Origin of the sequence: Borrelia puertoricensis, assembly GCF_023035875.1 — a bacterium.
GTDB lineage: Bacteria > Spirochaetota > Spirochaetia > Borreliales > Borreliaceae > Borrelia > Borrelia puertoricensis.
The window spans coordinates 12,267-31,455 of the sequence record NZ_CP075401.1 but is presented as its reverse complement, the minus strand read 5'-3'; the positions used below and the strand labels follow the sequence as shown (position 1 = coordinate 31,455).

16 protein-coding genes and 6 pseudogenes are annotated in these 19,189 nt (G+C 31.5%); 16 read left to right on the top strand and 6 right to left on the bottom strand.

The features are described from left to right. Positions 1–67: 67 nt before the first annotated feature. The 6 genes and pseudogenes from bpuSUM_RS09720 to bpuSUM_RS09695 form a co-directional block, all read right to left on the bottom strand. Positions 68–483 (bottom strand): annotated as a pseudogene (locus bpuSUM_RS09720) (DUF261 family protein). Then, positions 480–1,442 (bottom strand): DUF244 domain-containing protein, encoded by a 963-nt coding sequence (locus bpuSUM_RS09715; RefSeq protein ID WP_247068319.1) that lies wholly within the window; start codon positions 1,440–1,442, stop codon positions 480–482. The pseudogene bpuSUM_RS09720 and the gene bpuSUM_RS09715 overlap by 4 nt, the downstream one beginning before the upstream one ends. A gap of 593 nt (positions 1,443–2,035) precedes the next feature. Then, the gene (locus tag bpuSUM_RS09710) at positions 2,036–2,611 is read right to left on the bottom strand and encodes a chromosome replication/partitioning protein (protein WP_247068318.1); all 576 of its coding nucleotides are present in this window, start codon (positions 2,609–2,611) and stop codon (positions 2,036–2,038) included. Between the two features lie 51 nt (positions 2,612–2,662). Continuing rightward, the gene (locus bpuSUM_RS09705) at positions 2,663–3,421 is read right to left on the bottom strand and encodes a ParA family protein (RefSeq protein ID WP_247068317.1); all 759 of its coding nucleotides are present in this window, start codon (positions 3,419–3,421) and stop codon (positions 2,663–2,665) included. Continuing rightward, the gene (locus tag bpuSUM_RS09700) at positions 3,397–3,957 is read right to left on the bottom strand and encodes a DUF226 domain-containing protein (RefSeq protein ID WP_247068316.1); all 561 of its coding nucleotides are present in this window, start codon (positions 3,955–3,957) and stop codon (positions 3,397–3,399) included. The genes bpuSUM_RS09705 and bpuSUM_RS09700 overlap by 25 nt, the downstream gene beginning before the upstream one ends. 16 nt (positions 3,958–3,973) lie before the next feature. Next, the gene (locus bpuSUM_RS09695; RefSeq protein ID WP_247068315.1) at positions 3,974–4,678 is read right to left on the bottom strand and encodes a plasmid maintenance protein; all 705 of its coding nucleotides are present in this window, start codon (positions 4,676–4,678) and stop codon (positions 3,974–3,976) included. Positions 4,679–4,881: 203 nt separating this feature from the next. Here bpuSUM_RS09695 and bpuSUM_RS09690 point away from each other — a divergent pair, with 203 nt between their 5' ends. From bpuSUM_RS09690 to bdr (bpuSUM_RS09620), 16 genes and pseudogenes are all read left to right on the top strand, one after another. Next, entirely contained in the window at positions 4,882–5,064 is a 183-nt protein-coding gene (locus bpuSUM_RS09690; protein ID WP_247068314.1) for a hypothetical protein, read from the top strand. Positions 5,065–5,182: 118 nt separating this feature from the next. Next, positions 5,183–6,316, top strand: coding sequence for a variable large family protein (locus bpuSUM_RS09685; RefSeq protein ID WP_430644704.1), 1,134 nt, complete (start codon positions 5,183–5,185; stop codon positions 6,314–6,316). A 120-nt stretch (positions 6,317–6,436) separates the two neighbouring features. Further along, positions 6,437–7,057 (top strand): Vsp/OspC family lipoprotein, encoded by a 621-nt coding sequence (locus bpuSUM_RS09680; protein ID WP_347343323.1) that lies wholly within the window; start codon positions 6,437–6,439, stop codon positions 7,055–7,057. A 191-nt stretch (positions 7,058–7,248) separates the two neighbouring features. Next, positions 7,249–8,242, top strand: a pseudogene (locus tag bpuSUM_RS09675) (variable large family protein); the annotation flags it as partial. Between the two features lie 137 nt (positions 8,243–8,379). Next, positions 8,380–9,015: a Vsp/OspC family lipoprotein gene (locus bpuSUM_RS09670; protein WP_347343322.1), complete on the top strand. Its 636-nt coding sequence runs from the start codon at positions 8,380–8,382 to the stop codon at positions 9,013–9,015. A 221-nt stretch (positions 9,016–9,236) separates the two neighbouring features. Beyond that, the gene (locus bpuSUM_RS09665; protein ID WP_247068332.1) at positions 9,237–10,259 is read left to right on the top strand and encodes a variable large family protein; all 1,023 of its coding nucleotides are present in this window, start codon (positions 9,237–9,239) and stop codon (positions 10,257–10,259) included. Between the two features lie 294 nt (positions 10,260–10,553). Further along, the gene (gene bdr / locus bpuSUM_RS09660; protein WP_247068313.1) at positions 10,554–10,934 is read left to right on the top strand and encodes a Bdr family repetitive protein; all 381 of its coding nucleotides are present in this window, start codon (positions 10,554–10,556) and stop codon (positions 10,932–10,934) included. Between the two features lie 209 nt (positions 10,935–11,143). Next, entirely contained in the window at positions 11,144–12,217 is a 1,074-nt protein-coding gene (locus tag bpuSUM_RS09655) for a variable large family protein (RefSeq protein ID WP_247068312.1), read from the top strand. A gap of 113 nt (positions 12,218–12,330) precedes the next feature. Continuing rightward, positions 12,331–12,792 (top strand): annotated as a pseudogene (locus bpuSUM_RS09650) (variable large family protein); the annotation flags it as partial. Between the two features lie 68 nt (positions 12,793–12,860). Continuing rightward, positions 12,861–12,998, top strand: coding sequence for a variable large family protein (locus bpuSUM_RS10125; protein WP_430644703.1), 138 nt, complete (start codon positions 12,861–12,863; stop codon positions 12,996–12,998). A 121-nt stretch (positions 12,999–13,119) separates the two neighbouring features. After that, positions 13,120–13,743: a Vsp/OspC family lipoprotein gene (locus bpuSUM_RS09645; RefSeq protein ID WP_430644702.1), complete on the top strand. Its 624-nt coding sequence runs from the start codon at positions 13,120–13,122 to the stop codon at positions 13,741–13,743. Between the two features lie 143 nt (positions 13,744–13,886). Further along, positions 13,887–14,911: pseudogene (locus bpuSUM_RS09640) on the top strand (variable large family protein); the annotation flags it as partial. Positions 14,912–15,027: 116 nt separating this feature from the next. Beyond that, positions 15,028–15,499, top strand: a pseudogene (locus bpuSUM_RS09635) (variable large family protein); the annotation flags it as partial. Between the two features lie 477 nt (positions 15,500–15,976). After that, entirely contained in the window at positions 15,977–17,035 is a 1,059-nt protein-coding gene (locus tag bpuSUM_RS09630; protein ID WP_247068330.1) for a variable large family protein, read from the top strand. 106 nt (positions 17,036–17,141) lie between these two features. Continuing rightward, positions 17,142–18,201, top strand: a pseudogene (locus bpuSUM_RS09625) (variable large family protein). Positions 18,202–18,485: 284 nt separating this feature from the next. Continuing rightward, a complete protein-coding gene (gene bdr, locus bpuSUM_RS09620; RefSeq protein WP_247068310.1) occupies positions 18,486–18,998 on the top strand; it encodes a Bdr family repetitive protein in 513 nt (170 codons plus the stop codon). Positions 18,999–19,189 lie beyond the last annotated feature (191 nt).

The window sequence follows — 19,189 nt, the reverse complement described above, 5'->3', positions numbered from 1 at the left end:
AATTGCACATTCTCTATACTGCTATATAATCTATGCAAACGTAATATGAAGCTTTGATATAGGAGATTTATAGTTGCGTAAACACACACTTAGATTTAATATAATATTCTCTCTCTCGCTCTTTAAGTTTAAGAGAATCGTATAATACATCTGAATTATTTGTTGCCATAAAATGCGATCCTGGAATATTTCTAATTGCAACTTCACTTATTTCAACTCATTTGAGTTACATCTATAATATTTATTTTCAAAACGTACATCCCTCTTAATTCCAAAATGATTTAATATCTTACATGGATTTAAAATATAACAATTGCCCTTTATATAACCCAAATTAATGAATTTATGATAATTATCATTAATATCATAAAATTCAAAATTCTTCTCAGTAAACAGAGATACGTAATAATGCAAAGATAAAAGATAATATCCCCATTTCTGAATTTCAAAAAGTAATCTACTATCACTTTGATATATTCTCAAACTATATCCTTAATAGCTCTCTTACTCATATCTAAGTAGAACAGATTCCCACCAAAATCATAATTTATATGTTCATTTAAAGAAAATTTACGATAAAGATCATCTATTTGGAATTTAAATTTATCTTTAATAAGTTTTGTTAACCTAGAAAACTCTAAACCATGAGCCTTTTTAGTCTCCTCTTCTACCTTATCAATTTCAGATTGCAAAGCATTAATCTCGACTAGACGTCTACTTAAATTCAAAATTTCGTCTTCATCAATCTCAAGTTGACTTGATTTTACAAATTCTAAAAATTCAAGTCTGAAATCCACATAACACAACTCCTCATATACAAAATTATTTTTCAAAAAATCCCTGATAATATCACTAAGCTCGTCTAAATCAATATTTTTAATATCAATATCACTATTTGATTTTAAAGACTGGGCAATACTACTAACTTCTCTCTCCAATCTTGAAACCTCAGTCATTATATAACTAATAAAATCATCACTCTTATCAATTACACAGTTGATAGCCTCTCCACCTATGATAAAAAATAAATTTCCCTTATCTAAACCTGTACAGAGTAGCTGCATTTGTACTTGAACATAATACTTGAAGAAATATTTATCTTCTAAAAAATTACCATTCTTGTTGTATTCAATAGCTGAACTTTTTAAGTAAAAATTATCACTAACTTTGATCTCAAGTAACTCGGCTTCTCCAGCAATATTTACAAACCATCCATCAATTGTTGAATCAACTAATGTCTCACATCCCTTAACTTTTTTAAAGTAATTATATTTATCAATACCATTTGCATATTTGTTTTTATGTAACACCTCAATATTATCCACGTTCATACGAACAAATTCTCTAAATCCTAGGTTTTCTAGCTCCTTTCCCTTTCTCATGCTTAAACTATCTTCAAATGGTATTTCCCTTCCTATAACTTTAAGTATTCTATTTTTCATTTATTTTTCTAAAGCATCAGCACCAATAAACATGCTTCCAACTTCACTTGCTCCAATACGCTTTAACGATTCTCTTTGCATACTAAAGTCAACCTTACTATTAAACACATGCAAATGATTAAAATCCTTCAAACATCATTTGTCTGTACAAACCAAATTATTGCAACTTTATCTTTGATCTTTGTTCATTTATTTTTGTTATATTTGTATTCATAACTACTCCTCATAGTTTATATAATTTTTATTATATAAACTATAGTTTTTTAATAATTAGATATATTAAAATTAGTATAAAATTTAAATCCCTGTTAACAATTCTATCAAAAAAAACTGTTAACAGGGATTTAAATCTCTGCATTTTAAATTGCATCCATCAACATATAAAGAAATGCTGACTAAGATTTAAAATCTTTGATTGTAAAACTACAAGGATTACCTAGAATAGCTAGATAGTCACTAATAATAAGTTATTACATTTGTTAAACAAAATCAAGTACTATTTAACAAACACTATATTTTCAATATTAATAAATAGTTAAAAACCTCCTACTTAAATCTCATATTCCATATACTAAATTATCCTTAACAACTCCTTACTTTTCACCCTTTATACTTTTAAATTCTTTTATAAACTCTGATAGCCAATCCCTTTTACCTAAAAAAAGATTATCCAATATAAACCCTGTAAGTTTTGCATTCCTTTTATAAAAATCATAACTTTCTTGATTTTTAAGTTGAAATCTTAATGGCTTTATTGGATTTTGTCTCGACTGCCTTGCCACTCCATTCGTTTTGGTTTTAATATATCTTATAGAAGCTCTTATTCCATTAAGAGTAATAAAATCTTCCTCAAGTAAACCTGTTTCAATTGCAGTAGCCAATTTTATATATTCATAAGATTGGGTCTTTGCGAGTTTAAATTCTGATAAAAAACCTTTAAAAGAATTAAATCCTCCTTCTACATAAAGCTTATTATCATTTATCTTTTTCAAAATTTTCATAGTATCAATGACATTATATATCTCTGATTTAATATTATTTTTTAATTGTCTAACTAAATGGTCAAATTCTTCTTTTCTTTGATTTTCATTACTCTTATCAATGATATAATTGACATTATTGTCTGAAATTCTCTTATTAATTTTTAAATCAAGGTTTTTCTTATTCATAATTTTTCTCCTATATATAATAAGTTCGGCGTGCTGAACTTATTATATTTGCTAATTTTTCAATTTTAACAAAACAGAATCTAATATCTTGCTATATTCAATAATATAATCTTTTGTAAAATCAAATTTTTCATTACAACCTATTCTCTTATTTAAATCTTCTCTTTCACTTATAGCACCTAAAAATCCATTTTTAACACTTACTATTTCCATTAACCGTTTATGAGTAATATTTTTCTTAAATCTTGTTATAACAATAAACACAGGTATACCCGCCACCTCTTTTACAAATTCTCTTAATGTTTCAAATCCTTCTACAGCCCATTTCTCTGCTGTCATTGGCGATATTACACAATGACTACTGATCAAAGCAATCTTTAATGTAAAATTTCTTTTAGGATTGGTATCAATTATGACATAATCATAGCTGTCGATTACAGAATTTAATTTTGACTTTAATGCAAACTCAACAGCCAGATGACGATTGTTATAGTAATAATCTCCATTTAATTCATCCACAGTGATATAACTAGGTATTAAATCTATATTATTATCAATATTAATAATATTTTCATTAATGTCTAAACCATCTTTTATGACTTTTCCTATATTTGTTTTGGTAACGTCAACATTCTGTGCTTCTAATTCGTCGAAATAGTAACTTGTAGTAGCGGCTTGGTCATCTGTATCGATTAAAAGAACTTTATATTGATGTGATAGTAAATTTGCAAGTATTATCGAAGTTGTACTTTTACCTACTCCACCTTTAAGGCTTGCGATAGTAATTATTTTAGATTTTTTTTTATCCATTTAGTTATAACACCCCCATCTGGCAATTTCTTATTATAAAATTCATATACCTGTCTTTCTAACCTTTGTATTATTGCAAGTAATGTTTTACAGTATTTTGTATTTGATTTTTCTTTTCTAAAAAAGTAATAAATCCCTTTAACATAGCAAAACACACTACCTTTTTTAAACCTAAATTCTATGTAATGGACCTTCGAAAAGGTATATGTTTTTGTAATACCATTTTTTTCATATCGAGTTACAATATTTTTTATTGGTTTTCTATATCCGTAGTGTATGCCTAAAAATTTATCATCATCCTTTGTAGAAAATAAGTGAAATTTACAAAGTTTTTCCTTAAATAATTCTCTTAAAATTAGAAAAAATTTATCATTGTTGTTTTTATCAATTCCAAATGCATAGAAATCTTGTAAAATCTTTGTATGATATATTGTCTGATTATTTGTATTTTCTATTTTGGTAAAAATATTATTTATCCGTTTCTTTTCATCAATTTCTTGTTTTTTATCCCTCAATCTTCTTAAAGAACTTTTCATGTTATTTCCTTAAAACTTATTTTTTTTCTATACCTTTGTTAGGGTTATTTTCAATTTTCAAGACCTCCAACCATTCTTTTGTGCTTATTACGCTTTTTTCATATCTTTTTTTGTTTGCATTTGCTTCTATTTTGTCTAAGTATCTCATTGTTTTCCATTTAGACACATTTTTTATTAGATAATCTGTATTGTTTATTATCTTATTTTTACTTTCTTTTTCTATTTTTTCTTTATTATTTATATATTTATTATTAGTTATATTATGACTGACATTTTTAGTTGCATTTTTAGATTTAAAAATTTTAAACCTCCTATTTTTGAAGGGTTTTTTTTGTGTTTCTTTTGTAAATATGAATACTTTATTAGCATCATGTTCGATGATTTCTTGTTGAGCTTTAAGTAGTCTTTTTAGGTTTTTAACACTGTATTTAGTTACTGTATATCTTATGTATGAGCCATTTCCTTCTCCTAGTCTTAATAAAGTTTTTTTAATAATGCCTTTATTGCATAGAAATGTTAAATCTTTTCTTAAGGTTCTAAGTGTAATTTGTTTAAGACTATCTTTAAGTAGAAAAATGTTTAATGTATTTAGAATGAATGTTTGATTATACTTAATTGCCTTATTCTGAAAGTATCTAAGTATTGATAGTATTTTGTAATATCTATTATGATAGTCCTTTAATGGTTTTATGTAGGACAGTGCCTTTGCATTGCTATTCATTTAAATCTCCTATGTAGTTCTATTACTAGTAATAATAGCTTAATTATTACTAGTAAGTAAACTAATTTTATTAAAATTTTAATAAATATATAATTTATAGCAAAAAATTTGGCATCTCCTTGTTTTTGATATAACTCTTTTGTTATATCAAAAACAAGGAGATTAAATATGACAAGAAATAAAATATAAAATAAAAAACTAGAATGTGTAAAACAGTTAAGAAACTAAATAAACAAGCAAAAAGAAAAGTAACAGATATAATAATAAATGAGCAAAGTTCAGTAGAAAATGCAAATCAAGCAAGGATAAACTTTCTAAAGTCTCTCTACAGTTTACGTGTGAATTTAAGTAGTGTTGCTAAGAACCTTAATGGATATGGAATATAAGTATCAAGATTTTAATGAGATAATCAGAGAAATAAAGAATGTTATAAAAAGCAATAATCTAGATATTTATTTTATATAATGTCCAACTATAAAAAATTTTGATGGTGATTTAGTTAATATTATTACAACAACATTTTACAGTCCCAAGAGTGAATATAGAGAGTCATTTGATACGCTTATTTACACAGAAGAGTTTTCTTCTCTAGGAGTAAAGAATCAAAATACATTATCTCAGCTTGTAGGTTCATGCATAGCATATCCGACCATATTCTTAACTTCTATTGCTAATTTAGGTAAAGGGTTCTTAGATGTTTTTACTTCACTTTCTGATATGATTACTGTTGCTTTTGGAATTAAGGCTGAGACTAAGAAATCTGATATAGGCAAATACTTTACTTCTATTGAGACAGCAATGAATACAGTTAAAAAGAAGTTACAAGAGGAAGTTGCTAAGAATGGGAATTACTTAAAACTTAAGACAGTCGTTGATACGTTTATCACTAACACATTAGATAAAATTGCTGATGGGGCTAAGACAGTTGCTAGTGGTGCTGCAGGTAATCCTATTAGTGAGGTTGTCAGATCTAATGCTGCTAGTGATGGTCCTGCTGCCGAAAGTGTAAAGAACCTTGTTAAAGGGATTAAAGAAATTGTTGATTTGGTTTTAAAAGATGGTGATGCACAAGCAGATAAAACTACCCCAGTTGATGATGATAAAAAGAATATTGGTAAGTTATTTGGAGCTGAGACTACTGCTGATAGTAAGGGAGCTGAAGAGAAACATGTAGCGGCTGCTAGTGCATCAATAGGCGCTGTAACCGGGGCTGACATTCTAAAAGCTATTGCTGCTGCTGATCCTAGTGCTACTAAAGGTGGTAAAGTTAGTGAGGCTACGGATGCAGCTGCTCTGGCTTTAGCTAAGGGTACTGCTACTGCTAATGAGGATCAACTTGGAGATTCAGCAAAGAAAGATGCAATTATTGCGGCAGCTATTGCACTGCGGGCAATGGCTAAGGATGGTAAATTTATTGTTAAGGATACTGCTGCAAATAAAACTGAAGCTGAGTCTGCTAAAGGAGTTGCTGCAAGTGCTGTTGGTAAGACTTTAAGTACTCTTATTATTGCTATTAGGAATACTGTTGATAGTGGTTTAAAGACAATTAGTGAAGCTCTTGCTACAGTTACACAAGAAGATAAATCTGCAGATTCTACTACACCTGCAGACGCAACAGCTAGTGGACAGAAGCAATAAAAAATTATTAATAAACATAACTAAATAAAGTTATTTTAGGAAAACTCTTCTCTCTTCATGAGAACCGTTTTCCTTTTATCTATATCTTGCCTCCCTGAGGTAATAAGGAGGCACATGATAATGAAAAGAATTACTTTATGTGCGTTATTAATGACTTTATTTTTACTTAGTTCTTGTAATACTTCAGGCGCTGCTACTAAAGATGGGCAGGCGGCTAGATCTGATGGCACTATTATTGACCTAGTTACAATAACTAATAACATAACTGATGCTGTTGCTTTTGCTAAGGGTGTTACAGAAATTCATACTTTAGTTAAGTCCATTGATGCACTAGCTAAGGCTATTGGGAAAAAGATTGATGCTAATGGACTTACTACCGAAAATGCTCATAATGGATCTTTAATTGCTGGAGCATATAGTGTGATAGAAGCTGTGGATACTAAATTAGGAACATTAGCAGGAAAAGTTGGCCTCTCTAGTGATTTGAAGGCAAAGATTACTGTCGCTAAAACAGCAAGTACAGCATTTTTAACTACAGTGAAAGGTGCAAATGCTGATCTGGGTAAAGAAAATGCTTCTGATGATGATACAAAGAAGGCTCTTGTTACAAACAATGCTGATAAATCTAAAGGAGCTAAAGAGCTTGGTGAGCTTAATACAGCTATTGATGCGTTGTTAAAGGATGCTAATGATGCAGTAACAGCTGCAATTAATGCACTTACAACTTCTGCTAAACCTTAACTAAGAGATAAATTGTTATTATAAGATTAATTTTTAATCAATCGTTATTTTTTTATAAAATAAAGTCTATAAATAATAAGCTAGGAGTATTCTTCTCTTAGCTTTTTTTCCTTTTTTATTTTTTTTCTTTACTTCCTTTACAATTGCATTGACTTTAACTTGTTTTATAACTTAATAATAATTTATATTACTTATTTTTACTTCTTAGCTGTGGAAGTGGTAATATTAAGGTGGAAGATTCTCAGAGTAGGTTCTTAAAATCTATTATTAGTTTAGGTAATGATTTCTTAAATGTTTTCGCTTCTCTTGCTGATATAGTTGGAGGTGTTTTAGGGTTTAATACTACTACTAAAAAGTCTGATGTTGCAGTTTACTTTAAAACTGTTCAGGATACTGTTTCATCTACTAAGATATCCCTTGAGAAAATTGTAGAAGACATGAAATCTGAGAGTAATCCTAATGCTTCTACAACTGAAACCGCCGTTAACAAACTAGTTAGTGAAACACTTAGTAAGATAATTGATGGTGCTAAAACTGCTAGTGAGGCTATTGGTACTACAGGTGATGACCTGCTTGGTAATGTTGTTGCTCAGGATTCTGGTGGTGTTACTGGTACCGAAGTCGATAAATTAGTAAAGGGTATTAAATCAATTGTAGACGTGGTACTTAAAGAAGGTAAACATGATGCTGGTACTGATAAAAAGGCAGAAGACGGTTCTATCGCAAGAACCGCTAATGGTGATGGTGAAGCAGGTAAATTATTTGCTAACGATAATGCCGGAGCCGCTGATAATGCAAAGAAATCATCAGCTGATGCTTCTAAATCTGTTGGTGCAGTAACTGGTGCTGACATTTTAAGAGCTATTGTTAAGGATGGTAGTGAGACTTCTACTAATGCTGCTAAGGCTAATGCTAAAGATGGAACTATTAGCAGGTGCTATAGCTTTAACAGCTATGGCTAAGAATGGTAAATTTGCTGGTCCTAGTGCTGCTGATAATGATTATGCCCCTGCAGTGAAAGGTGCAACTGTAAGTGCTGTTACTAAATCATTAGGTACTTTAACTATTGCTATAAGAGAAACAATTGACTCAGGCCTTAAAACCGTTAAAGATGCTATGAATATTAATCCTGATTTTACTTCTTTAACTACTGATAATCAGACCCCTGGAACTAAGAAAAACTAATGGTCAGGACTAAAGAATTAATAACAATATACATAACTAAATAAAGTCATTTGAGAAAAATTCTTTTCTCTTCATGAGAATCGTTTTCCTTTGATCTGTATCTGACCTTTCTTGAGGTAATAAGGAGGCACGTGATAATGAAAAGAATTACTTTATGTGCATTATTAATGACTTTATTTTTACTTAGCTCTTGTAATACTTCTGGGAATGCTACTAAAGATGGGCAGGCTGCTAAATCTGATGGTACTCTTATTGACCTAGTTACAATAACTAAGAACATAAAAGACTCTGTAGATTTTGCTAAAGATGTTAAAGACGTTCATACCTTAGTTAAGTCTATTGATGAGCTCGCTAAGGCTATTGGGAAGAAAATTAAAGATGATGGTACTTTGGAAAATGAAGTGGGTAAGAATGGATCCTTAATTGCAGGAGTGCATAGTGTAGTATCAGCTGTAAAAACTAGATTAGAAAAATTAGAGAAACAAAATGGAGTTTCTAATGAGGTTAAAACCAAGATTACTGAGGTTAAGAATAAAGCTGAGACATTCTTAGGAAAATTGAAAGATAATCATAATGATCTTGGGAAAAATGAGGTTGGTGATGATGATGCACAAAAAGCTATAGATAGAACTAATCAGCCTAATGGAGATAAAGGAGCCAAAGAACTTGGTGAGCTTAACACAGCAGTAGATGCGTTGTTAACATCAGCTGAAGCTGCAGTAACAGCTGCAATTAGTGCTCTTACAACTCCTTTTAAACCCTTTAACACCTAAGGGATGAATAATTAAATTATTTATTGTAAGAAAAGATAATTGTCTGATAAAATAAAGTCTATAAATAATAAGCTAGGAGTTTGCTTCTCTTAGCTTTTTTTGTTTCTTTATTCTTTCTTTACTACTTTATTATACTTTTTTTGATTACTTATCAATTTTAGATTTATATTTATGCATTGATTTTATCTTATTTTATCTCTTAATAATAACTTAGATTACTTATTATATTTCTTAGTTGTGGGAGTGGTAGTATTAGTGCTGAGGATCCTAAAACCACATTCTTAAACTCTATTGCTAATTTAGGTAAAGGGTTCTTAGATGTTTTTACTTCACTTAGTGATATGGTTGCTGGGGCCTTTGGTATTAAAGCTGACACTAAAAAGAGCGATATTGGGAAGTATTTTACTGATATTGAAAACACTATGACATCTGTTAAAAAGAAGTTACAAGAGGAGGTTGCTAAGAACGGAAATTATGTAAAGATAAAGGAAGTTGTTGATACGTTTATTACTGATACATTAGATAAAATTGCAGAAGGAGCAAAGGAGGCATCAAAAGGGGCTACAACTGATACTGTTATTGGGAATGCTGTACACAATCAAGATGCTGTAGCAGCAGATGTTGCAAGTGTAAATTCACTTGTTAAAGGGATTAAAATTATTGTTGATGTAGTTTTAAAAGATAAAGAAGGAGATCCCACTGCTACTAAGACTGCAGAAGCTGAAAAAAAATCAATTGGTAAACTTTTTGCAAAGAAAGATGATGATAGAGCTCAAGAAGCTGAAGCTGCTGCAGCTAGTGCTTCTATTGGGGCTGTAACTGGGGCTGACATTTTGCAAGCTATTGCTAAATCCAAAGAAGATCCTAAAGTTAATGATGCTGAAGGAATTGAAAAAGCTACAGATGCAGCTGAGATTGCTATTGCTCCGGCTAAAGATGACAAAAAAGAAATTAAAGAGGCAGTAGCACAAAAGGACGCAGTTATTGCTGCTGGGATTGCACTTCGGGCAATGGCTAAGGATGGTAAATTTACTGCTAAGAATAATGAAGAGAAATCTGCTCATGCAGTTAATGGTGTTGTTGCTAGTGCTGTTGGTAAAACTTTAAGTACCCTTATTATTGCTATTAGAAATACTGTTGATAGTGGATTAAAGTCAATTAGTGATGCTCTTGTTACAGTTACACAAGAAGATAAGTCTGCAGATTCTTCTACGCCTACAGATGCAACAGTTAGTGGAAAATAATAAAGAATTAATAACAAATACATAACTAAATAAAGTCATTTAAGGAAAACTCTTCTACTCATAAGAATTGTTTTCCTTTTACTATCTGTAATAATACTCATATTTAAATAGTACTGATAGCATTTCTTTAACAACAGATTGATGGTAATATTGCATTTAAGATTTTTGGTAAACTAAAGAAAATAGACTAAATACTTTATTTTATATTTAGGGACTCTCTTAAATCACATTTAATTAACATAAGGTTCCTATAACAGTTAACATATTATATAATAATTACATAAGGAGATTGTTATGGGACTTGCTCAACCAGTAATTACTCAACAAATGGTTATAGCAGAACTTACTAAGGCTGGTATAAATAGAGATATTGCTATTGACCTGTCTTACAGATATTATAAAAATGAGCTTACTTACAAAGATATTGAGTATTTAGAGACCACTTTTAACCTTAAGCTTGAAAAGGTAGAAGAAACTTTACAAGCCGATATTAGAGACCTTGAAAATAATCTTAACACTAAGATTGATACTAAATTTAATGAACTTGATAATAAGATTGATGTTAACAAAATGGAACTTAAAAGCACATTAAGACTTCATGGTTGGATGTTTGGAACTCTAATTACCCTTAATATAGGAATATTCTTAGCATTAATGTCATTATTAGTGAAATAAATTTATTTAATTAGTCTTTATTTAATTGATTTTCTATCAATTATTTTTTTACAGAATTATTTAATTTTTCTTAACAACAATCAATCTTCTTAATTGTGATATTATAATCAATCTCTTTAAGATTATATTGCCTATATTTTTGGTTTTTGTTTTATTCAAATCTTGTTAACCATCTTGCCTACCCTTGAGTAAAAAGGAGGCACGTGATAATGAAAAGAATTACTTTATGTGCGTTATTAATGATTTTATTTTTACTTCTTAGCTGTGGTAGTGGACATCAGTCTGCTAATGGTGGTGGGGCTGCTACAGGAGGCAGCAGTTTAAGTTCTGTTCTCATGGATGTAGGTAGAAGTGCTGAGAATGCTTTTTATTCTTTTTTAGAATTACTCTCTGATACATTAGGATTCAGAATAACTAAAGATACAAAGAAGAGTGATGTAGCCAGTTATTTTAACAGTCTAGGTGATAAGCTTGGACAAGCATCAGATGAATTAGAAAAGGTAGCAGTAAAAACAACAGCAGGTTCTGATAAAGATAGCCTATTAAACAAGGTAATTAAGGATGCAGTTGATTCTGCTAAGACTACTTTAAACACATTAAAAACTCATTTAGATTCTTTAAAAGATATCGGTGATAATGACAAGGTAGGCGATGCAGCAAGTAATGCTGGGCAAGGCACAACACCAGCTGATAATGAATTGAAGAAAGCTCTTAAGGCTTTGCAGGAGATAGTAAAATCAGCAAAGGAAAAAGGTGTGAAAGAGCCAGAAGCTGGAATTACAACATTACAAGCAAATGGAGGTGCAGATAATAAGGATGGGGCTAAAATATTGTCTACAAATGGAGCTGCAACAGCAACAGATGCAGGTAAAGCCGCAGCAATACTAGCAACAGTAAGTGGTGAGGAAATATTAGCTTCAATAGTTGCATCACAAGAAGATGATCAAGCGCTAGGAGTTGCGGCAGATGCAAATACAACTGCACTAAAGTTTGCTAAGGGAGGATCAGCTGATAATCTATCAAATAGTGCTAATTCAAAGGCAGCAGCTGTAGCGGGAGGAATAGCGTTACGTTCATTAGTTAAGACAGGTAAATTAGCAGCAGGTGCTGATGATAATGCTACAGGGGGAGGGAAAGAAGTACAAGGCGTAGGGATAACCGCAGCAAATAAACTTTTAGTAGCAGTAGAAGATATAATTAAAGAGACAGTAAAGAATGTGCTTAAAACAGCAAAAGAAAAAATAGATGAGGCAAGAGCTCCAAAAGAAGCAGCTCAGCAATAAAAATAGATAATTAAATTAATTACTTAAAATTAATATTAGGAGGCAAACTTATCTCTAAGTCTGCCTTATTTTTTGTTTGTAATCAAACTTAAGAAGTTAAATTGGCTTTTTAAGCTAAAAATACTTTCTTTGATTTACTTATCAAGATAGGACATGGGTTTCAAGAGGTTTTTGGCATTTTTGGTAATACTATTGGAGACGCTTTGGGACTTACAGTAGTTAAATCGGGTGACAAGAGAAGTAAAGTTGGTGAACACTTTAAGACTATAGGTGATGGACTTTCAACTACTAAGAATAAGTTAAAAGAGCTATCAGGTGAAATATCTAATGTAAATAATGCTAATAGCAGCACAATTGAAGCTGTTAAGAGTGCAATTAACAGTTCTAGTGATATCTTTGAACAAGCAATTACTGCTTTAACTAAACTTGCTGATGTAACTAAGGACAATTTTCTGCTTGGTGATACTGCTAATAATGCTGCTGCAGTTGGTGCTGTTGCTGGTAGTGATGTTGATAAATTAGTAAGTGGAATGAAATCAATTGTAGATGTGGTACTTAAAATTAAGGTAAACATGATGCTGCTACTGATAAAAAGGCAGAAAATAGTTCTACCACAAGAACCGATAATGATGGTGCGGGTAAATTGTTTGCTGCTAATGCTGATATTGCTGATAATCCTGATTATACTGATGCAGTTAAAGGTGCAGCTGTAAGTGCAATAAACAAAGTATTGGGTACTTTAACTATTGATAGTCAGACCCCTGAAGCTAAAAATAAATGATCACGAATTGATAACAAAATACATCACTAAATAAAGTTATTTAAGGGAAACTCTTCTTTTCATAAGAATTGTTTTCCTTTTATTTATATTTGTTACCTGAGAAAAAAGGAGGCACGTGATAATGAAAAGAATTACTTTATGTGCGTTATTAATGACTTTATTTTTACTCTTATCTTGTAATACTTCAGGAAAAAATCTTACAGATGATGAAGTGGCTAAATCTGATGGCACTGTTATTGATTTAGCTAAAATAACTAAGAACATCAAAGACTCGGTTGCTTTTGCTAAGAGTGTTAAAGAAATAGAGACCTTAGTTAAATCCATTGATGAACTTGCTAATGCTATTGGCAAGAAAATCCAAAACGGAGATACTCTTGCTGATGATAGTGGTAAAAATGGTTCATTACTTGCAGGGGCATTTAGTATAATATCAGCTGTAAGCACTAAATTGGAAAAATTAGAGAAACAAGATGGAGTTTCTACTGAATTGAAGGGAAAGGTTACTGTTGTTAAAGCTGCAACTAAGAAATTTTTAGACACAGTGAAAGGAGCAAGTGGTGATCTTGGGAAAAATGAAGCTACTGATGTTCATGCAAAAAGTGCTATACTTGTAACAGATGGTACTAAAGATAAAGGGGCTAAAGAACTTGGGGAGCTTAATACAGCAATTGATGCTTTGTTAAAGGCTGCTGAAGCGGCAGTAACATCTGCAATTAATGAGCTTACAACTTCTTCTAAACCTTAATTGAGAGATAAATTGTTGTTATAAGATTACTTTTTAATCAATCGTTATTTTCTTATAAAATAAAGTCTATAAATAATAAGCTAGGAGTATTCTTCTCTTAGCTTTTTTTCCTTTTTTATTCCCTCTTTACTTCCTTTACTACTTTATTTTTACTTCTTGGCTGTGGCAGTGGACAACAGTCGGTTGATTCTGTTAATGGTGGCGGGGCAGCTACAGGAGGAAAAAGTTTAAGTTCTGTTCTCATGGATATAGGTAGAAGTGCTGAGAATGCTTTTTATTCTTTTTTAGAGTTACTTTCCGGTACATTAGGTTTTACTGCTAAATCAACTACAAAGAAAGAGGATGTAACTGGTTATTTTAGTAGCCTAGGTGCTAAGCTTGGAGTAGCATCAGATGAATTAGAAAAAGTAGCAAAAAAATCAAAAACAGAGCTTGATAAAGGTGATCTAAACAAGGTAATTAGAAGTGCAGTTGATACTGCTAAGGCTACTTTAAGCACATTAAAAACTCATTTATGATTCTTTAGGTCAAGTAGGTGATTCTAATTTAGTGGGTGATGCAGCAACTGATGCCAAAGGAGTATCAGCAAAGGAAGCTGAATTAAAGAAAGCCTTTAATTCATTGAAAGGAATTGTAGATACAGCTAAGACAGAAGGTGTTGTAAAGCCAAAAGCAGGAGACATAGCGGTAAAAGTAGGCAATGGAACAGATAATAAGGATGGTGCTAAGATATTAGCTACAGACAACAAACCAGAAGCAACTGATGCAGCTAAGGCAGCAGCAATACTAGCAACAGTAAGTGGTGAGAAAATGCTAGCATCAATAGTTAATTCAACAGAAGGAGATGTTAAAGCAGTAGCAGCAGCTGCGACTGCAAATACAACACCATTGGAATTTGCTAAAGGAGGTGATGGAGCTAATTTAGCAAAAGATACAGCTAAAGCAGCATCGGTAGCAGAAGGAATAGCTTTACGTTCCCTGGTTAAAGATGGTAAACTAGCAGCAGCTGCAGCGGATGCACAAGGAGGACAAGGAGAAGTACAAGACGTAGGGGTAAGTGCAGTAAATAAATTATTAGTAGCAGTAGAGGATATAATTAAAAAAACAGTAAAGAATGTGCTTTAAAACAGCAAAAGAAAAAATAGATGAAGCAAGAGCTTCAAAATAAGCAGCTCAGCAGTAAACTAGATAGTTAGATTAATTACTTAAAAATAATATTAGAAGGCAATTTTAGATTTATATCTAAGGTGCCTTCTATATTGTTGTAATTAACTTTAAGAAGTTAAATTGGCTGTTGAGAGTAAGAATACTTTCTTAGATTCATTAGTTAAGATAGGTCATGGGTTTTACGAGATTTTTGGTATTTTTGGTAATGTTATTGGTGATGCTTTAGGACTTACGGTAGTTAAATCTGATGACAAGAAAAGTAAAGTTGGTGAACACTCTAAGAAAATAGGAGATGGTTTTACAATTACTAAGGAGAAATTAGATGGTTTAGCAAAAGACATAACTTTTACTCCTCATGCTGATACTACAGGAGTTGAGGCTACAATTAAAGGTGCTAGTGATGTTATTGTAAAACTAATTGACTCTGTAACCAAATTATCGGGTATAATTAATGACGGTGCTGACTGCTAGTGCTGCGGCTGCAGTGGCTGTTGATGAGGCTAGTGTTAGAACTGTTATTGAAGAAGTTAAAGCTATTATTGGTGCAGCAAGGAAATCTGGAATAGCAATCAGGTCTGGAACCGCTGGTAATTCAGATTGAGCAGCTGCTGTAAGTGCAGTAAATAAGGTATTAGGAATACTTGATCTTGGTAATTAGGAAAACAGTATCAACTTAACTAGATAGAGTAGGAAAGGCTGTTAAGAAAATACAATACCCTTAGACTACTGGAATTAATTCTACAGATACTCAATCCACTGCTGCTAAATAAACAATAAATCGTCAAGTTAAATGATAAATTCATTTAAGGGAAGCAATTTTCTCTTTATTCAGGAGAGTTGTTTTCCTTTTTTTTGTATTTAGTGCTATAAATATGGTATTAAAGCCAATGTAACGACTTCTGACAACAAACCTTTTTTTTATAAGATTAATTTTTAATTCATAAATAAGTAGTTAGAGAAATAATGTTAATGAATAGGAAGTTAGGAATATTATTTTCTTAGCTTTTTTATTTTGTTCAAAGCTTGTTAACCATCTTGCCTCCCCTGGTTAATAAGGAGGCACGTGATAATGAAAAGAATTACTTTATGTGCGTTATTAATGACTTTATTTTTACTTCTTAGTTGTGGCAGTGGGAGTACTAAGATGGAAGATCCTAAAACCACATTCTTAGATTCATTAGTTAAGATAGGTCATGGGTTTTATGAGATTTTTGGTATTTTTGGTAATGCTATTGGTGATGCTTTGGGACTTACAGCAGTTAAATCCGGTGACAAGAGAAGTAAGGTTGGTGAACACTTTAAGACTATAGGAAATGGACTTATAACTACTAAGGAGAAGTTAAAAGAGCTATCAGATGAAATATCTAATGCAAAAAATGCTAATGGGAGTACAATTAAATTAGTTGAGGATGCTATTAAAGGTGCAAATGATGTTTTTGTAAAACTAATTGACTCTGTAACTAAATTATCTGGTGTAACTAAGGATGATTCTCTGCTTGGCGATACTTCTAATAATGCTGCTGCAGTTGCTGCTGATGAAAATGACGTTAAGACTATTATTGAAAATGTAAAGACAATTATTGAGGTAGCAGATAAGTCTGATGTAAAGATAGAAAAGGGCAGTGAAGGTAATGCAGTGGCTGGCAATTCTGGTGGTGAAGCAGTTACAAAATCTGGTGCTGCAGCAGCTGCTAATGTTGGTCCTAAACTTGCTGAAGAAGTATCTAAAGCAGACCCATGGGCTATGATTAATAAGATTAAAGATGCTAAGACTTCCACCGCAGCTCTTGCTGCAGGCAATGCTAATGAAGCAGGAGCTCTAGCTACTAAAATTGATGCTAATAATACTGGTGCTAAAACAAATGCAGACTTAGCTGCTGCTGTTGCTCTTAAAGCTATGATTAAGGGTGGTAAACTTAGTGCTGCTCAAAATGAAGATGGTGCAGTTAAAGCTGCTGCTTTAACTGCTGTAAATAAGGTATTAGGAATTCTTGATTTGATAATTAGAAAAACAGTAGCAAGCGAACTAGATAAGATAAGAAAAGCTGTTAAGGGAATACAGTACTCTGAAACTACTACTGAATCAACTGAAGCTAGTTCTACTCAACCTGCTGCTACTAAATAAATTATCTAATTAAATAATCTAAATAATAAGGTCATTTGAGGGAAACTTTTCTCTTCATGAGAATTGTTTTCCTTGTATTTATATCTAGCTTTCCCCTTAGTAAAAAATGAGGCACATAATAATGAAAAGAATTACTTTATGTGCGTTATTGATGACTTTATTTTTACTTCTTAGTTGTGGCAGTGGTACTACTAAGATGGAAGATCCTAAAACCACTTTCTTAACTTCTATTGCTAATTTGGGTAAGGGGTTCTTAGATGTTTTTACTTCTCTTTCTGATATGATTTCTGGGGCTTTGGGTATTAAAGCTGACACTAAGAAATTTGACATTGGTAACTATTTCACTGATATTGAAAAAACTATGAACACAGTTAAAGAGAAATTAAACACTGTAGTGGCAGAGAATAGTAAATATCCAAAATTAAAAGAAGTAGTTGATAAGTTTATTACTAACACATTAGATAAAATTGCTGATGGGGCAAAGGAGGCATCAAAAGGGGCTACCTGGTGACGATAAGATTGGTGGTGCTACTAATTCAGGACAAGATGCTGTAGCAGCAGACGTCACAAGTGTCAACTCTTTTGTTAAAGGCATTAAAACTATTATTGACGTGGTCTTGAAAGATAATGAAGGAAGTGCAGAGGCAAATAAGACCGCAGAAGATGGCAAAAAAGATATAGGTAAGTTGTTTAGTAATACTAAAGATGATGCTAAAGAAGAAAATATTGCAAAGGCAGCAGCTAGTATTGGTGCAGTGACTGGTGCTGACATCCTAAAAGCTATTGCTAAGTCTGGAAATGCTAATAATAATGTTGAAATTAATAATGCAAAAAATGCTGCTGAGATTGTTGTTGCTAAAAAGGATAGTGCTACTAAAGAGACTAAACAAAAGGATGCAGTAATAGCAGCAGGAATAGCACTACGGGCAATGGCAAATGATGGTAAATTTGCTGCTAAGAATGAAGAGAAATCTGCCAATGCAGTTAATGGTGTTGCTGCTAGTGCTGTTGGTAAGACTTTAAGTACTCTTATTATAGCAATAAGAAATACTGTTTATAATGGATTAAAGTCAATAAGCGATGCGCTCGCTACAGTTACACAAGAAGATAAATCTGCAGATTCTACTACACCTGCAGACGCAGCAGCTAATGGACAGAAACAGTAAAAGATTTATTAATAAACATAACTAAATAAAGTCATTTGAGGAAAACTCTTCTCTTTTTACGAGAACCGTTTTCCTTTTTTACTATCTTGTAATAATACTCAGTTCTAAATCATAGTGATATCAATCTTTTAACAACATATGATTAGTTTAAACTAATTAATAAACTAAAGAAAATATACTAAATATTTATGTTATAGTTAGGAACCTTCTTAAATCACATTTTACTAAAATAAGGTTCCTATAACACTTAAGATATTATATAATAATTACATAAGGAGTGTTTTATGGGACTTGCACAACCTGTTATTACTCAACAAATGGTTATAGCTGAACTGACTAGAGCTGGTATAAATAGAGATATTGCTATTGATCTGTCCTACAGATATTATAAAAATGAGCTTACTTATAAGGATATTGAATATTTAGAGACTACTTTTAACCTTAAGCTTGAAAAGGTAGAAGCACTTTTACAAGCCGAGATTAAATCTCTCAAGACTGAACTTGATACCAAGATAGATACTAAATTCAATGAACTTGATAATAAGGTTGATACAGTCAGAAATGAATTAAAATCTGACATTAAAGACCTGGATAATAAGATTGATACTGTTGAGAATAATCTTAACATCAAGATTGATACTAAGTTTAATGAACTTGATACTAAGATTGATGTTAACAAAATGGAACTTAAAAGCACATTAAAACTTCATGGTTGGATGTTTGGAACAATTATTACCCTTAATATAGGAATATTTTTAACATTAATGACCATAGTCTATTCATTGTTGAATAAGTGAATTTAAGTTAAATAAACCTTTTCTTTAATTGATTTACATATCAATTATCTTTATTACCAAAACTAATCAATTTTATTGATAACAATCAAACTTGTTTATTGTTATATCATTTCCAATTTTTGCAATGTTAAAGTATCTATGCTTTTAGTTTTTATTTTTATATTTATCAGAGGTTGTTAGTCATCTTTCCC

What these genes read in the sequence shown, in the direction of transcription:
- bpuSUM_RS09715 (WP_247068319.1), bottom strand. Translation starts at nt 1,442, where the DNA reads ATGAAAAATAGAATACTTAAAGTTATAGGAAGGGAAATACCATTTGAA.
- bpuSUM_RS09710 (WP_247068318.1), bottom strand. Translation starts at nt 2,611, where the DNA reads ATGAATAAGAAAAACCTTGATTTAAAAATTAATAAGAGAATTTCAGAC.
- bpuSUM_RS09705 (WP_247068317.1), bottom strand. Translation starts at nt 3,421, where the DNA reads ATGGATAAAAAAAAATCTAAAATAATTACTATCGCAAGCCTTAAAGGT.
- bpuSUM_RS09700 (WP_247068316.1), bottom strand. Translation starts at nt 3,957, where the DNA reads ATGAAAAGTTCTTTAAGAAGATTGAGGGATAAAAAACAAGAAATTGAT.
- bpuSUM_RS09695 (WP_247068315.1), bottom strand. Translation starts at nt 4,678, where the DNA reads ATGAATAGCAATGCAAAGGCACTGTCCTACATAAAACCATTAAAGGAC.
- bpuSUM_RS09690 (WP_247068314.1), top strand. Translation starts at nt 4,882, where the DNA reads ATGTGTAAAACAGTTAAGAAACTAAATAAACAAGCAAAAAGAAAAGTA.
- bpuSUM_RS09680 (WP_347343323.1), top strand. Translation starts at nt 6,437, where the DNA reads ATGAAAAGAATTACTTTATGTGCGTTATTAATGACTTTATTTTTACTT.
- bpuSUM_RS09670 (WP_347343322.1), top strand. Translation starts at nt 8,380, where the DNA reads ATGAAAAGAATTACTTTATGTGCATTATTAATGACTTTATTTTTACTT.
- bdr (WP_247068313.1), top strand. Translation starts at nt 10,554, where the DNA reads ATGGGACTTGCTCAACCAGTAATTACTCAACAAATGGTTATAGCAGAA.
- bpuSUM_RS09655 (WP_247068312.1), top strand. Translation starts at nt 11,144, where the DNA reads ATGAAAAGAATTACTTTATGTGCGTTATTAATGATTTTATTTTTACTT.
- bpuSUM_RS09645 (WP_430644702.1), top strand. Translation starts at nt 13,120, where the DNA reads ATGAAAAGAATTACTTTATGTGCGTTATTAATGACTTTATTTTTACTC.
- bdr (WP_247068310.1), top strand. Translation starts at nt 18,486, where the DNA reads ATGGGACTTGCACAACCTGTTATTACTCAACAAATGGTTATAGCTGAA.